Origin of the sequence: Paenibacillus whitsoniae, assembly GCF_003955665.1 — a bacterium.
In the GTDB taxonomy this organism is placed as follows: domain Bacteria; phylum Bacillota; class Bacilli; order Paenibacillales; family NBRC-103111; genus Paenibacillus_E; species Paenibacillus_E whitsoniae.
On the sequence record NZ_RXHU01000098.1, the window covers coordinates 1 to 14,313 of the forward strand.

A 14,313-nucleotide genomic window follows, 5' to 3' on the forward strand; every position below is an offset into this window, starting at 1 on the left:
AAAAGTGAACGATTGCTCGCTCATTTATTTTAAGCTGACTTGCTCATTTGACTTGCTAGCGAGATTATTCAATCTCATTATGGTTGATTGCTCAACCGTTTTGCTTACTCACTCGTTGTTCAGTTTTCAAAGATCAATGTCTTTCGCTCGCTGTAGTATCACCAACACAGCGAAATTTAATTTACCACAGAACGCTGCATCCTTGCAAGTGTTTTTTTGTCACTTCATGTCGGGTTCTGAGGGAGTTTCATCTTACCACACGAAGCTGCCCAAAAGCAAAACCGTCATCTTCGCGCCGTGTTCTTTCCGAACAACGTTGACTAATGTACCACGGACAAGCGGCATTTTCAACCCCTCCGAAAAAGTTGTACAATTGCCACTCTTTCGAATGTTGGTACTAAAGAAATTCGCAAAATAAAAAGGCGCAGCGCCTGCACCCTTTTCCGCTTAATATTCCATTGTGATGAGAGGCGTCCCCACGGTGACCCGCCATTCGCCCGAGGTCGAATCCCGATGAAGCGCAACCTGCGCGTTCACGGTATGTTTACCGCTTTGCACGGAAGCTTTGAACTTCCCAGAAACCATCGATCTGCTGAACGTATGCGCATCGGAGTAGTTCTCGACAACCTTGCCGCCACAAGCAAGGACGATGTCGTCAAGCAGCAGCTCCGGGTTGTCGGCCATCTTTTCAGAAGAGACATAGCCTTGCACCATCACGTTCCAATGGCCTCGAACGTCTTGCTCTTGCAGCTTGCCATCCATCTGTTCCTGCCAACTGAGCAACTGCGACTCATCCACACTGCCCGCGGCATCCAGGCGCACAACGGCATAGCAAGCTCGTTGTCCTGCAGGACTTGCAACGGTAAGCGAAGCTGCGACATTCGGGGCTAAGGTCATCCGGCTGCTATAGATCGATGAGTCACCGCCAGCCGCTCCCTGAAAGCCCAGTGCACTCGCCAGGGTTGCACCAGCCTTTTGAACATTGACATCAGTACCCTCGCATGACCCAAAGTAAGCATTATATTTGAACGTAGTATTATGATTGCTGTCTACAAAAGGCCCGGCGGCGGCAAGCAGCTTACGCGCGTCTTGTCCCGTTTCCGCCTCGGCGTGGCGAATCCAGCCAAAAGAGAGAAGGACGATTGAAACCATAACGATTGCTTGCACCCAGCGACCTTGACCTCGCATAAAAAAGCACCTCTTTAACTAGAATCTATCAATCTAGTAAAAGGATGCCCGGTTTGGAGCTGATATAAACCTAACCTCGCGTGGTTTCGAAAAATTCAATGCGTTCGCCGTCCAAACCATTGAAAAAGAAGTACCGCGATCCGTTTGGCAGCGTCACGATCTCTTCATCCAACTGTTCCACGGACAAGCCCTGAATCCGCGTGTATTCCGCTTCAATATCATCCACGGTGAACGCCAAGTGATGCACTTTGCCTTCTTGCGGCAAGCCCGAATTGTAGCCTTCGATCAGTTCCACTTCGGTTTCACCTTGCGCGCCAAAGCCCAGAAAACCGAGCCGTATTACACCGTTCGTATGCAGGAGGGTGCCTTTGTGCGTTAAACCGATCACTTTTTCATAGAACGCGATAGAAGCCTCCAGGTTCGCTACCATCACGCCGACGTGCTCCAATCTTTTTACAGCCATATGTCATGAACCTCCTCACTCAAGCTCTTCTTCATTGTACCGAAAAGAGCGAGAAAGAGCCAGTCCGACTAGGCCATCAGGATCGTTTCCATGTCCCCGTTCAACGAGTACAGCGTAACCTCCGTGTTCGTTGTATGGATTAACCCCAGGTTATCGAAAATCTCCTTCACTTGAGCGTTCGCTAAATGACTTTTGACCGTATCGATCGCCCGCTGAGCGTATTCCTGATACATGACCTCAAAGAAAAGCAGCACTTCTTTTTCAGCAATCAGCACTTTTGTGTGCACCATTGACAGCACCCCCGATTCAGATAAGCATATTGTATATTCGGGAAGCTAGAAAAGTGTGAGAACATTATTAGGTTTATGTTAGGTTTTTCTAGTTTCGCAACGGGGGTTCGGAGGGTGTATAATAGAGGGAACGAATGAACAAATGGACGACAGCAGACAGGAGGCATCGGTGTGAGAGTGTTAAAGCTGCTGCAAATTTACGAGGTGGACGGGATTACACCCAAGCATAAGTCGGAGCGGTTTAATTTTGATGAAATTCAAGGACAGGTATTTCGCGAAATCAGTCCGACGGAGGTCGGACGGCCCATGACGCTGACAGCGGTGCACGTCGACTCCCCGATCAAAACGACACGGGTTCAAGCGATCGATCAGGAAGGCGTAGACTTTCGCGTGTTGACACGAAATACGATCTATCATTTTGAGATCCACTATAAAAAAGACCTTTGACTCCGCCGGATAGCGGTGGTCAGAGGTCTTTTTTCTTAGCGCGGCTGACTAGGGCGAGTCTGAATGCTCCGAGGGCCGCAGATTTTGCCGAATTTTCGTTCCATGCAAGGAACTTTTGTGAAGGCGTACCGGGGGTACGTCAAGCGAAAGTGACGCAGCAGGGGGCGAAAAGGTGGTGAAAGATGCCCCTGAGCGGGTTTTCAGACACGCCCTAGCTCAACCACACTCGCATGAGCGAGAACAGCTGACTAAGGTTCAGCGGTTTGGAGATGTAGTCGGAAGCGCCTGCCTGCAGGCAGATTTCCCGGTCCTGCTTCATGGCTTTTGCCGTCAGGGCGATAATCGGCACCTCGACGTAGCGCTCGTCTTTGCGAATGAGGCGGATCGCCTCGTAGCCGTCCATCACGGGCATCATGATGTCCATCAGGATGAGCTCAATATCCGGATCCTGCTGAAGCAGTTCGATACATTCCTGCCCGTTCTGCGCGACGCTGACCCGTATGCCTTCTTTTTCAAAAGCGTTGCACAAGGCGTAGACGTTGCGTACATCGTCATCGACAACCAGCACTTTGCGGCCCGCGAAATTGTTCTTCGCCTCGATGGCGGGCGCTTTCTTATAGGCATCACGCAGCAAGTACCCGCTGATCGTCGACCCCGAGGAAGCCGCCGCCTCCAGGAAGGTCTGATTCATTTCTTCCATTTTATGCTGAATGGAAGGTACGTAAAGGGTGAAGCGACTTCCTCTGCCTTCCTCGCTCTCCATCACAATGGCGCCACCAAGCAGACGCGCAAGTTCGCGGGAGATCGAAAGGCCCAGCCCCGTGCCGCCGTACTTCCGATTCGTCGTACCGTCCGCCTGGGTGAAAGGCTCGAAGATAAGCTGCTGCTTCTCCGGCGAAATGCCAATCCCCGTATCTTGAACGGAAACGGCAATCGCTGGGCCGCTATGCTTAACCGTTGGTACAACACTGTCCATCTCGGCGGGTAAACACTTGCGGATTGCAACCTGAACCGCGCCCTCATGCGTGAATTTGAACGCATTGGACAGCAGGTTTTTAACAATTTGACTAACCCTCTGCTCATCCGAATAAAAAACAGTCGGCACGTCGCCATCAATCGCTATGGTAAAATCAAGGTTTCGCTGCTCCGCCACTTTGTCAAACTGACTTCGGAGTATGTCAGGGAGCGTGAAGAGGTTCATTTCGCTAACATGTATGTCGAGTTTGCCGGCCTCTACTTTGGATAAATCCAAAATATCATTAATCAAATGCAAAAGATCGTTACCCGAGGAGTGGATGACTCTCGCGTACTCCTGTTCTTCCTTGGAGAGGGAGCCGTTGCTGTTCTCATGAAGCATTTGCGATAAAATGAGCACACTGTTCAGCGGGGTACGCAGTTCATGCGACATGTTGGCCAGAAACTCGGACTTATAGCGGGAGCTCTGCTCCAACTGGATCGCGTACTCCTCAAAAGAAGCTCTCATGTGCTCAAGCTCTCTGGAGCGCTCATCCGCATAGCGGTTTCGTTCCTCGAGCTGTTCGTTCGTAATATGAAGCTCTTCCTGCTGTGTCCGAAGCTCCTCCGTAATCACCTGGTATTCCTGGAGCAACTGCTCGAGTTCCACGCGCGTTTGCACACTATGAATAATGGTGCCGAGCACTTCAAGCGCATCGTGCAGCAGTTCAAGCTGCATGGACGTGAAGCGTTCGAGCGAAGCAAGTTCGATGATTGAAATCACTTCATTGTTATGTAAAATAGGTACGATGAGCACGCTTTGCGCCTTTGCCGTGCACAAACCGGTTGATAGCGTAATATAAGCGTCCGGTACATGGGTGAGGTGAAACATCCTTTTTTCCAAAGCACACTGGCCTACGAGCCCTTCGCCAACTGCGATATAAGGCTTGCCTACCTCATCGTCCGCCGGTACGTCGGCATAGGACGCCAGCTTCATCAGTACATCCTTACCGTTCACGGTACATCTGAAATAAAAAGCGCCGTACGAAGCCCCGAACATATCATAGGCTTGTCCAATAATCATTGCGGCCAACTGCTCCAAATCCGGGATACCTTGCAGCAATCGAATAAGCTCGGTCAACTTTCGCTGCTGCCATTCGATCTCCTCCTGGTTCTCGAGCAGCGCATTCGTTGCCTCCGCCAAATCTTTGACTTCATCGTTCATGCGGACATAAATGCGTTTGGTGCGGTCCCTTTTCATTGAGGTCAGCTTAATAATGCTCCGGGTAACTTGCTTAAGCGTGCCGACAATGGAACCGGAGACCAGCACGGCCGTAATCATGGAAAAGATCAGAACTAGCCCGAGCATCGCAAAAAATGAGTGCGTGAGCATCTTATTCTGAGCATCCAATTCCTTGGTCCGCGTCGTCAGGTACCCCATCTCCATCGTGCGGTATCTCCCTAGCTGTGCGCGAATGTCCAGTATATCCTGGTGCGCTTGAAAAAATGAAACATTAGGTGTACTCGTGTTCGAAATCTCTTTCCGAAGCTGCATCATAGCAGCTCCGCCAGACTGCAAAAGCCAATCCTCAATGGAAGACTTGATCGACACTAAGTTATTAAGCTGAACAGCGTTTCCATAGGAGAGCTCCAGAAGTCGCGTATAGGTATCCCGCCATTTGCTCTCAGCAGAATTATAAGGTTCCAGGTAATTGGTTTCCCCAGTAAGCAGGTAGCCTCTTTGCCCGATTTCCATGTCCATGACGTATTTCTCAAGCTGGTTCGTTTCATTGCTAATGACAAAATCATGCTCTATGACATAATTGCGATCCTTCTGCATGATCATTAATTCCCGATTGACCAATATGAAGGAAATGGTGATACAAATGATGATGAATATGTAGCCGATCATAATTTTGGCGCGAATGCCGAATCTCATTTTTCCCATCATGCTGTCATCCTTTCACCACAGTACAGTCCCCCTCTTATTATCATAACTCAAAATCCCAGTATCTGGGTATGATTATTTTAAGCTTTACTACTTTAACGAGTTAATGTATTATCTAAATAAAGAGATCTATCATTCCCTTTAAAAGGAGCTGACAACATGGAGAAGGGCCCAGGTATTTCCAACATTGTGTCCAGAAATATTTTATCCCGTATGAAGCCTTATTCGCCAGGCAAACCGATTTGGGAAGTGCAGCAGGAATTAGGGATCGAGCGCGTCACAAAGCTGGCTTCGAATGAAAACCCAATCGGTCCATCCCCTATGGCGCTGGAGGCGATTCAAGCTTATCTGACCGAGATCAACCGCTACCCGGATGCCGATACGGTCCACCTTCGTAAAGCGATTGCGGGCCACTACGCACTGGATCCGGAACAGGTGCTGGTGACCAATGGCGGAGATGAGCTGATCACACTGCTTTCAGAAACATTCTTGGATGCAGACGATGAGGTGATCGTTCCTTCTCCAACGTTCAGCGAGTATGAATTCGGCGGCAATCTGCTGGGAGCCAAAGTCGTGCCTGTTCCACTCCGCGAGGGATTCGCCTATGACGCAGACGAATTGCTCGCCGCTGTTACGGAACGTACCAAGCTGCTCTATCTCTGCTCACCCAACAATCCGACAGGCACTTATATGAAGAAAGAGGAGCTGCATCGGCTTGTTGCCTCCCTCCCCTCGCATGTGCTGGTGGTTTATGACGGTGCTTACAGCCATTTTGTAACGGCTGACGACTACAGCGACGGCATCGAGCTTGTGCGCAGCGGCTTTCCCATCGTCGTGCTGCAAACTTTCTCGAAGTTGTATGGGCTGGCTGGCATTCGCGTCGGTTACGGCATTGCAGATCCGGGCATCATCGCCCGCATTCGCCAGGTGAAAGAGCCATTCAACGTCAATATGCTGGCGCAAGTCGCCGCTGCCGCCGCTATTCGCGATGAAGCGCATGTAGAGGCAACGCGTGCTTTGAACGAGCAAGGCCGAGACACGCTGTATGCACAATTGGATGCCCTGAATCTGGGTTACACGCCGAGCATGAGCAATTTCGTACTGGTAGAGCTTGGTCCCGACGCCAAAACGATCTACGATCGCCTGATGCAGCGCGGCATCATCGTCCGCTATGCGGGAAGCTGGCATTTGCCGAATCATATTCGCGTATCCATCGGGACTCCGGAAGAACAGGCGTTGTTTATTCAAGAACTTACCGCCATTCTGGCCTCTCTCGCCCAGCCGAGCACACCGATCTAGCCGATTGTCCGACTCTATGAATTATGGTACAATGCTAGCAAATTACGTGCCAGCTGGAGGTAGGTTATGTTAAAAGAATTTAGAGATTTTGCCTTCAAAGGCAATATGATCGACCTCGCGGTCGGGGTCATCATTGGCGGCGCCTTCGGGAAAGTGATCTCGTCGATTGTGAGCGATCTGGTGATGCCGCTTGTCGGTTTGATCGTCGGTAAAGTGCAGTTCAATAACTTGTTCATTTCATTAAATGGCAAACATTATGATACGCTTGCGGACGCAGCAGCGGCAAATGCACCTACCTTTAACTACGGGCAATTCCTTACTGTTTTTCTTGATTTTCTGATTGTGGCCTTTGTTATATTCATGGTTGTGCGGCAACTACACCGTTTCCGCAAGAAGGAAGAGCCGAAGGAAGTTACGACCAAAAAGTGCCCGCACTGCATTTCGGAAATTCCGATCCAGGCGACGCGCTGCAAGTTCTGTACGTCAGAACTGGCAACCGGCACGGCGAGCGGCGGTATTCAGTAAGCATTATGAAACGCACAGCGGCATAACGCGGGATCAAGCCCGACACTTGTTCATGCAAAAACCAAAGAAAAAAGCCCTTTGCGGGGCTTTTTTTCATTCGCGCGGCTGTGGGCAGCCGGCTAAGCTTTGGTCCGGAGATCGGCTATCTCGCCGGACTCGAAGGCATTATCGCGCAGCAGGCGAAGCAGCTGCGCGGCGGTATCCGCAGGGGTGCGCAGCTCGCCCTGCTCCTTTAAAGCGACGAACCGGCCTACCTCCGGGAAGTCCGTATGGGATGCAGCGCGAATCTCCCGCTGCATGTCTGTATCGACCACACCCGGTGCTACGGAGATGACGTGCACCGGGTGTGGCTGGTTCGCCTGCTCGACGCCCGCGCAGCGCGTCAGCATATTCAGCCCGGCTTTGGCGGTGCAGTAGGCACCCCAGCCGGGGTAGGGTTTGCGGCCCGCGCCCGAGGAGATGCCGACGACCCGCTTCAAGACCGGCCACGCCTGCGTGAGCCGGATGAAGCTGTTCGTCAGCAGCGCGGGCGCGATGAGGTTGACCTGCAGGCTGCGCTGCAGGTCCTGCGGGCTTGCGGCGCCGAGCGGCTTCATCGGCGCGAGCGTGCCCGCGTTGTTGATCAGCGTGATCGAGGTCACGCTGACGAGGGGTTCTACGATTCGCGCCATGAGCGAATCGATGCCTTCGGTCTGCGCCAGGTCGTAAGCGTGAAAGGTGAATTCACCTTTCGCGCTTTGCGCCGCTTGGCGCAGGGCCTCGCTTTCGCTGCGGGCGATGCAATGCACCGCTGCGCCTTCTTGCAGGAGCTGCGTCGCAAGCGCAGCGCCGATGCCGCGCGTGCCGCCGGTGATAATGTAGACGTCCATGATCGTTGATTCCTCCTTGGGTGGGCGTGTATTCGGTATTTCCATACTATCCCCATCGCTCAGAATGTCAAGTTGTTGAACAGGCTCCTTGAAGCGCGACGTGCCATGACGCTTCTCTTCGCAAGCATGAAAAGAACGAAAAAGACGCTATTATGCGTTTTTTACATCTACCACAAAAAGCCTCGAATCCCACAACGGCGAAGTTAATTTCCAGCGGCGGTGCGCCCTCTGCAAGTTACTTCAAGCCTGTGGTATTCGAGGCTTATTTTAATTATAGACGCCTAAGCTGCTCAGCTCCGCTTCCATCTCGCTGCGGAATTGCACCTTGTCGGATTCGGGCATAAAAGCGGCCTCCACGCCGTTCATGATGAGCTTTGCCAATTCCGGCGGCGAGAACCCGAAGTTGTCGGCGAGGGCCCGATACTCGTTGGTGATGTTCGTGCCCGATACGCTGGGGTTGTCGGTGTTAACAGTCACGATCAAGCCTTGGTCCATGTACTCCCGTATCGGGTAGGCGTCCCAGGAAGCGACAGCTTTGGTTTGGATATTGGAGATCGGGCACATTTCCAGCGGAATCCGTCGGTCTTTCACCATTCGCAGGATGTCTGCATTCTCACGCAGCCGGACGCCGTGGCCAATGCGCGTGGCACCGAGCCCTGTGACGGCTTCCTCCACGTTCACTGCTCCTCCCGCCTCGCCCGCGTGAATGGTAACCGGAATGCCGAGCGCATGGGACTTGGCGAAGACTTCCCGGAAAAACTCCGGCGGATACGTCGCCTCGTCTCCCGCCAAATCGACGGCGACGACCCCCTTGCCAGCATACTGTGCAGCAGCCTCAATCACTTCCATATTACTGGCGCAGGAGTGATTGCGCATGCAGATGGCAATTACGCCAAACCGAGTGCCAAAGTCATGCTGTGCCCGCCGCAGCCCCAGGATGACGTAGTGAAACGTCTCCTCGATCGACAATCCTTGGTGCCGATGAAGCTGCGGCGCAAAACGCACCTCCACATACCGGCAGTTATGTTCCACGGATTGCTCGACGACTTCGTACGCAACCCGTTCCAGTGCCGCTCCGGTTTGCAGGAAACGCGTCGTAAAGTGGAATTTCTCCAGATATTCAATAAGGCTTCCGCAATGCTCCGTGACCCGCATGTACGGAATCAACGCCTGGGTCTCATACGTAGGCAAGGCGATGCCTTGCTCCCGCGCAAGTGCCACAATCGTCTCTGGCCTCACACTTCCATCCAAATGCAGGTGCAAATCCACTTTCGGCAATCTCGTTAACAGGTCAGGTGTACGCATAGGAGCCACTCCGATCTTTTGAATTTTCAATTACTTTATATGAATGTAATAGATATGTCAATATACTTAACACATAAATATATTCCCAATATATGCGTTATGTTTAATGACATCAACCATGTTTTTTTGAAAAACAAAAAAATCCGCAGCAAGCTCACCGCCCTGCCACGGATTGGTCCAAGCCACGCACTAATTTCTAGCGCGCGCCAATAAATATAGAAAGTACGGGGCCCCGATCACCGCCGCGACAAGCCCTGTCGGAATTTCCGTCGGCTGAAACACCCATCGTGCCAAGGTGTCGGCCAGGATCAGAATCAAACCTCCGGTCAGCGCGGACGCGGGCAGCAAGTATTGATGCTTCGGTCCGACGAGACGTCTGGCCAGATGCGGGCCGATGAGCCCGACAAAGCCGATGCCGCCTCCGACGGCCACGCAAGCGCCAGCGAGCGCCACAGCCGAGGCCAGCAGCCATCTGCGCTCGCGCTCGAGCGCGACGCCGAGTCCAAGGGAAGTATTTTCGCCAAGATTAAGCACATTAAGCACATTTGCCTTATACATCACATAAGGAAGCAGAATGACCAACCACGGCAGCAATGCCAGCACGAACTTCCAGTTGGTTCCCCAGATGCTGCCGGCGAGCCAAATGGATACGAATTGAAAATCGTTCGGGTCCAGCCGAATGCTGAGCACGACCATCAAGGCGGCGATGCCCGCCGATACGCCGATGCCCACGAGTACAAGCCTGGATGAGGAAATGCCTTCTCCTCGAACATAAGACATACTGTAAATCAAAATTGCCGCAAGCCCCGCTCCGGCCATTGCAATGATCGGCATGAGGAACAGCGGGCCTGCCAGATTATTTTTATAGAACGACACGGTCAAAATAACGGCTAACCCTGCCCCTGCGTTAATTCCCAGGATGCCCGGATCGGCCAGCGCGTTGCGAGAAACGCCTTGCAAAATCGTCCCCGACACCGCAAGGCCCGCTCCCACAAGAATCGAAATGACGATACGCGGAAGTCGAAACTCAAATAAAATAAGATGCTGCTTATCCGTCCCGCCCCCGAACAGTGTCCGCAGCATTTCCCCCGGACTGAGCCGAATAACCCCTGTGTTCATACTCCAAATAAAAATAAGTGCGATAAGTATAGCTAGTATGGACATGACCGTGACAGCCCGCGCTGTTCTTGCTTGCGTCGTGATGCCTGTTGCTTTCATTACGACCTCCCTCTCTTTCTGCGTGCTAGATAGAGGAAGAACGGTACGCCGATGAGCGCAATGATCGATCCGATCGGCGTCTCAAACGGCGGATTGACCATACGAGCAGCCATATCGGCCACCACAACGAGCAGGCCGCCGAATACAGCCGAGGTTGGAATGATCCAGCGATAATCGACCCCCACCAAAAAACGGACGATATGCGGCACGATCAATCCGATAAAAGCAATCGGTCCGACCGTGGATACTGCGGCTCCCGCCAGAATGAGCACAAGCGTGAAAGCGATAAATTTGACGCGCCCCGTCCGCAGACCCAAGCCTGTCGCAACGTCCTCGCCCATGCTAAGTACCGTAATCCAGGGCGAAATCAGCAATGCGCACAACACCGCTCCCCCAACCCACGGTCCCATGATCTCGATCTGCATCCATTTGGTTCCGGCGATCCCCCCGGCGAACCAGAAGGCAATATCCTGCCCGATGCGAAACGTAATGGCAATACCTTCGCTCAAAGCAACCAGCAGCGCGCTGACCGCTGACCCCGCGAGCACGATCCGCACAGGCGTCACGCCCCCTCTCACCATTGCGGCAACCCCATAGACCAGTCCCGTCGCCACCGCCGCTCCGACAAAAGAGAGCAGAATCACATAATGAAACGGCAGCCCCGGAAAAACGGCAAAACACAGGGCAAGCATAGAGCCTGCACCTGCGTTAATGCCCAGAATTCCTGGGTCCGATAGGGGGTTGCGCGTAACGCCTTGCATAATGGCACCGGCCACGGCGAAAGCCGCGCCGACCAACACGCCGGCCACCGCACGCGGCAGTCGGAGCTGCCAAATAATGAGATGCTCCGTAACCTCGGCATTATAATGGAAGATCGCCTGCCACACTCCCTTAAAGGAAATATCCGCCGCGCCGACTGAGATCGAAGCGATAAGGGAAAGAAACAGCAGCAGCAATCCGCCGATAATCATGCCGGACGCTGTCCAAGGGCGCGATGTCATCGCGGGTGCTTGAGGTGAAGCTTTTGTCTCGGAACCCATGTCTAGCCCGCTCCCCCGAATATTATTTAATAGAAACCTTAAGGATGTCGTCCATCACGCGTGTACCGGCGATGACCCCGTTATACAGCCAAGAGCTTTGACGATCCATTTCGTATACGCGGTTAGATTTAACGGCCGGAATATTTTTCCACAGCGGATCTTCCAGGTTGCCCGCTTGTCCTTTATCGCTGTTCACCAGGAAGACGTAATCAGCATCAAGCTGTGCCAGCTTCTCGAGCGAAATCGGCACCCAGTTTGCCTTGGCATCCGGCAGAACTGCCAGAATGTTCGGCATTTGGAGACCAAGATCGCCGTATACGACCGCACCGCTTGCCACTTTGCCATTAACGACGTAAAAGTTTTTGTTCGTTAACCAAAGAATGGCCACCTTTTTATCGCCAATGGTCGGCGCAAGCTTTGCCTTGGTATCTTTGGCTTTCTGATCGTAATCGGCAAGCGCTTTGTTCGCTACGTCGGTTTTGTTCAGCAGCTCGCCCATTTTCAGCAGCGTTTTGCGGAAGTCACCTGTCGTTTCCGTACCAAGCACGTAGGTAGGTACAATCTTGGAATACTGGTCGTACAACCCTTTCTCCACTTGGGACTCGCTGCCCACGATCATGAAGTCCGGAGCCGTCTTCAATACGGACTCTACCGGCAAATCGCTGGGAATGATCGGAACGCCGCTCAACTGCGTTTGCAGATAATCCTGCACCGATCCTCCCTTTACCGACCACTGCACAACCGGCTTAACGCCAAGTGTGAGCAGCGGATCTTCTAAATAGGAAGCGATAACCGCTTTCGGATTCGCAGGCACTTTCACGTCGTGCCCCATCGCGTCTTTCAGCGTATACTCGGCAGCAGGAGCTTGCGTTGCCGCTGCCGTTGCCGCAGGTGCCGTGGAAGCTGCTGCGGACGGGGATGTCGTACCGGTTGCGTTATTGTTGCTGCCGCATGCTGTCGCCAGAAGAGCTGCCGCACAGACGGAAAGCACGGTGAATGTTATTTTAATCGATTTCTTGTTGGACGTAGACAAGCGAAACCCTCCCGATATTTTCATTATGATACGGTCTATCATAATGAAAATGATTCTCAATGTCAACTACTCTGATTGAAAACCGGCATGGGATTGTCCCCCTTCTATTGGATATGCTTCAGTGCTTCCCGTACGCTAAGCGGCGACAGTTCCGTCTGTGCAACGAATGTCTTGACTGCTTCCGCATCCGTCTTGGCATATTCGCGAAGCGCCCAGCCGATCGCCTTGCGGATGAAAAACTCCTTCGAGCCCGCCATGCGCCGGATCACAGCAAAAAGCAGCGCTGTGTCGGTTTTCTTTTTATATTTGAGCTGAAATAAAATCGCCGTCCGCTGCAGCCACATGTTGCCGGAGGCAAGCCATTTCTCGACATACGCGGGAATGAGCTCGGGATAGCGCTGCAAATGGTACCCGATCAGGTGATCGGCAACGGTATCGACTGTATCCCACCAGGACTTGGTGACGATGTACGTCTCGAGCGTATCGATGTGCGCCGCCTCCGCCGTCTTCCGCACTTGCATCAGCATAAGGATCGCTGTGTACGCAAATTCGCGCCCGGGAAGCTGCCACAGCGCCTCCGCCGCCTGGACGGCCTCGTCCCCTTTTGGCAGACCATGCTCTTTCGCAAACTGCTTGGTCAACGCAGTGCGCTGCGGATTGCGGATGCCCAGAAAAGGAAACTGATCCTTCATGTAGGCCTCCATTTTTCGGGCGTTTTCTTGGTCGCTGTGCGCTCTAAGCACTTGTTCCAGCTGCTGGACATATGCGGTTGACATCGCCGGTTCCTCCCTCGTCTTCACTTCTTTTCTATGACTCTCATTGTAGCAATTCCTTGGCAGTTGGGGTATGCTTATAGCAGTATTTTAGATAGAAGATATAAGGATCGGAGAGAGCACATATGACGACATATAAACTGGTTGCCGCAGACCTGGACGATACGCTGCTGCGCGATGATTTGACCATTTCGGACGCTACGATCGCCGCCATGCATCAAGCGGTTGCCAAGGGAGTAACCGTCACGATCGCGACAGGACGAAGCTTCCCTTCGGCTGCCAAAATCGCCAACCAAATCGGACTCAATGTTCCGATCATTACGTACCAGGGCGCGCTCATAAAAAATTTGATCGACGAAAAAGTGATTTACGAACGTACCGTACCTATCGATTGCGCCCGCTATTTACTCGACTACTGTGAGCAGCGCGGGCTTCACCTTCAGCTTTACCATGGTGATGAGCTTTATGCAGGCGAGGATAACGACAAGGTGAAAAAATATGTACACCTGACGAAAACGCCTTATATCGTCGGCGACTTGCGCCAATGGATCGACATTCCGCAGCCGAAAATGCTCATCATCGACGAGCCTGCGGTCTGCGATCAGATCCGTGAGGAGCTGCTGCCGATTCTCGGCGACCGGCTCCACATTACGAAGTCCAAGCCGCATTATTTGGAATTCATGCATAAGGAAGGCACCAAAGGCCATGCGATCGCCTTCCTGGCGGAGCATATCGGCTGCACGTTGGAGCAAGTCATTGCGCTTGGCGACGCATGGAACGACCGGGAGATGCTGGAGGTTGCCGGCCTCGGCGTGGCGATGGACAATGCGCTGCCGGAGCTGAAGGCGTTGGCGAATTATGTAACGAAAAGCAACAACGACGACGGCGTGCGGCATGTGCTGGAAACGTTCGTACTGGTGTAATAAGGGGCCGGGCAGTGAAGCTGTCCGGCTTTTTGGCG

The 14,313-nt window shown here is 52.8% G+C and carries 14 protein-coding genes; 4 read left to right on the forward strand and 10 right to left on the reverse strand.

Annotation, left to right across the window (positions count from 1 at the left end; genetic code table 11):
- Positions 1-447 precede the first annotated feature (447 nt).
- From EJQ19_RS27330 to EJQ19_RS27340, 3 genes are all read right to left on the reverse strand, one after another.
- A complete protein-coding gene (locus tag EJQ19_RS27330) occupies positions 448-1,188 on the reverse strand; it encodes a YwmB family TATA-box binding protein (RefSeq protein ID WP_126144400.1) in 741 nt (246 codons plus the stop codon).
- A 70-nt stretch (positions 1,189-1,258) separates the two neighbouring features.
- Positions 1,259-1,651, reverse strand: a complete 393-nt coding sequence (locus EJQ19_RS27335; protein WP_126144401.1) for a VOC family protein — start codon at positions 1,649-1,651, stop codon at positions 1,259-1,261.
- A gap of 68 nt (positions 1,652-1,719) precedes the next feature.
- On the reverse strand, positions 1,720-1,941 hold the full coding sequence (locus EJQ19_RS27340; RefSeq protein WP_126144402.1) for a hypothetical protein: 222 nt from the start codon (positions 1,939-1,941) through the stop codon (positions 1,720-1,722).
- 171 nt (positions 1,942-2,112) lie between these two features.
- Between EJQ19_RS27340 and EJQ19_RS27345 the strand changes: the two genes are divergently transcribed.
- The gene (locus tag EJQ19_RS27345; protein ID WP_126144403.1) at positions 2,113-2,388 is read left to right on the forward strand and encodes a hypothetical protein; all 276 of its coding nucleotides are present in this window, start codon (positions 2,113-2,115) and stop codon (positions 2,386-2,388) included.
- Between the two features lie 211 nt (positions 2,389-2,599).
- On the opposite strand, the gene EJQ19_RS27350 is transcribed toward EJQ19_RS27345, so the two are convergent.
- Positions 2,600-5,290 carry an ATP-binding protein gene (locus tag EJQ19_RS27350; protein WP_164716740.1) on the reverse strand — a complete coding sequence of 897 codons (2,691 nt, stop codon included), beginning with the start codon at positions 5,288-5,290 and terminating at the stop codon, positions 2,600-2,602.
- 159 nt (positions 5,291-5,449) lie between these two features.
- Here EJQ19_RS27350 and hisC point away from each other — a divergent pair, with 159 nt between their 5' ends.
- Both hisC and mscL read left to right on the forward strand, forming a co-directional pair.
- Complete coding sequence (gene hisC, locus EJQ19_RS27355; protein ID WP_126144405.1) at positions 5,450-6,589, forward strand: histidinol-phosphate transaminase; 1,140 nt, start codon at positions 5,450-5,452, stop codon at positions 6,587-6,589.
- A 66-nt stretch (positions 6,590-6,655) separates the two neighbouring features.
- The gene (gene mscL / locus EJQ19_RS27360; RefSeq protein WP_126144406.1) at positions 6,656-7,114 is read left to right on the forward strand and encodes a large conductance mechanosensitive channel protein MscL; all 459 of its coding nucleotides are present in this window, start codon (positions 6,656-6,658) and stop codon (positions 7,112-7,114) included.
- A 119-nt stretch (positions 7,115-7,233) separates the two neighbouring features.
- Here the strand turns inward: mscL and EJQ19_RS27365 are convergent, their stop codons facing one another.
- From EJQ19_RS27365 to EJQ19_RS27390, 6 genes are all read right to left on the reverse strand, one after another.
- Positions 7,234-7,983, reverse strand: coding sequence for a (S)-benzoin forming benzil reductase (locus EJQ19_RS27365; protein ID WP_164716741.1), 750 nt, complete (start codon positions 7,981-7,983; stop codon positions 7,234-7,236).
- A gap of 267 nt (positions 7,984-8,250) precedes the next feature.
- Entirely contained in the window at positions 8,251-9,288 is a 1,038-nt protein-coding gene (gene add, locus EJQ19_RS27370; protein ID WP_126144408.1) for an adenosine deaminase, read from the reverse strand.
- A gap of 189 nt (positions 9,289-9,477) precedes the next feature.
- Complete coding sequence (locus tag EJQ19_RS27375; protein WP_126144409.1) at positions 9,478-10,506, reverse strand: FecCD family ABC transporter permease; 1,029 nt, start codon at positions 10,504-10,506, stop codon at positions 9,478-9,480.
- The gene (locus EJQ19_RS27380; protein WP_126144410.1) at positions 10,506-11,546 is read right to left on the reverse strand and encodes a FecCD family ABC transporter permease; all 1,041 of its coding nucleotides are present in this window, start codon (positions 11,544-11,546) and stop codon (positions 10,506-10,508) included. Before EJQ19_RS27380 ends, EJQ19_RS27375 begins: the two co-directional genes overlap by 1 nt.
- Before the next feature lie 22 nt (positions 11,547-11,568).
- Entirely contained in the window at positions 11,569-12,579 is a 1,011-nt protein-coding gene (locus EJQ19_RS27385) for an ABC transporter substrate-binding protein (protein WP_241243106.1), read from the reverse strand.
- Between the two features lie 104 nt (positions 12,580-12,683).
- A complete protein-coding gene (locus tag EJQ19_RS27390) occupies positions 12,684-13,355 on the reverse strand; it encodes a DNA alkylation repair protein (RefSeq protein WP_126144412.1) in 672 nt (223 codons plus the stop codon).
- 122 nt (positions 13,356-13,477) lie between these two features.
- Between EJQ19_RS27390 and EJQ19_RS27395 the strand changes: the two genes are divergently transcribed.
- A complete protein-coding gene (locus EJQ19_RS27395; protein WP_126144413.1) occupies positions 13,478-14,275 on the forward strand; it encodes a Cof-type HAD-IIB family hydrolase in 798 nt (265 codons plus the stop codon).
- Positions 14,276-14,313: the final 38 nt, after the last annotated feature.

Bases quoted from the DNA above. Each gene is read 5' to 3' on its own strand.
- EJQ19_RS27330 (WP_126144400.1), bottom strand. From the start codon at position 1,188: ATGCGAGGTCAAGGTCGCTGGGTGCAAGCAATCGTTATGGTTTCAATC.
- EJQ19_RS27335 (WP_126144401.1), bottom strand. From the start codon at position 1,651: ATGGCTGTAAAAAGATTGGAGCACGTCGGCGTGATGGTAGCGAACCTG.
- EJQ19_RS27340 (WP_126144402.1), bottom strand. From the start codon at position 1,941: ATGGTGCACACAAAAGTGCTGATTGCTGAAAAAGAAGTGCTGCTTTTC.
- EJQ19_RS27350 (WP_164716740.1), bottom strand. From the start codon at position 5,290: ATGGGAAAAATGAGATTCGGCATTCGCGCCAAAATTATGATCGGCTAC.
- hisC (WP_126144405.1), top strand. From the start codon at position 5,450: ATGGAGAAGGGCCCAGGTATTTCCAACATTGTGTCCAGAAATATTTTA.
- mscL (WP_126144406.1), top strand. From the start codon at position 6,656: ATGTTAAAAGAATTTAGAGATTTTGCCTTCAAAGGCAATATGATCGAC.
- EJQ19_RS27365 (WP_164716741.1), bottom strand. From the start codon at position 7,983: ATGGACGTCTACATTATCACCGGCGGCACGCGCGGCATCGGCGCTGCG.
- add (WP_126144408.1), bottom strand. From the start codon at position 9,288: ATGCGTACACCTGACCTGTTAACGAGATTGCCGAAAGTGGATTTGCAC.
- EJQ19_RS27375 (WP_126144409.1), bottom strand. From the start codon at position 10,506: ATGAAAGCAACAGGCATCACGACGCAAGCAAGAACAGCGCGGGCTGTC.
- EJQ19_RS27380 (WP_126144410.1), bottom strand. From the start codon at position 11,546: ATGGGTTCCGAGACAAAAGCTTCACCTCAAGCACCCGCGATGACATCG.
- EJQ19_RS27390 (WP_126144412.1), bottom strand. From the start codon at position 13,355: ATGTCAACCGCATATGTCCAGCAGCTGGAACAAGTGCTTAGAGCGCAC.
- EJQ19_RS27395 (WP_126144413.1), top strand. From the start codon at position 13,478: ATGACGACATATAAACTGGTTGCCGCAGACCTGGACGATACGCTGCTG.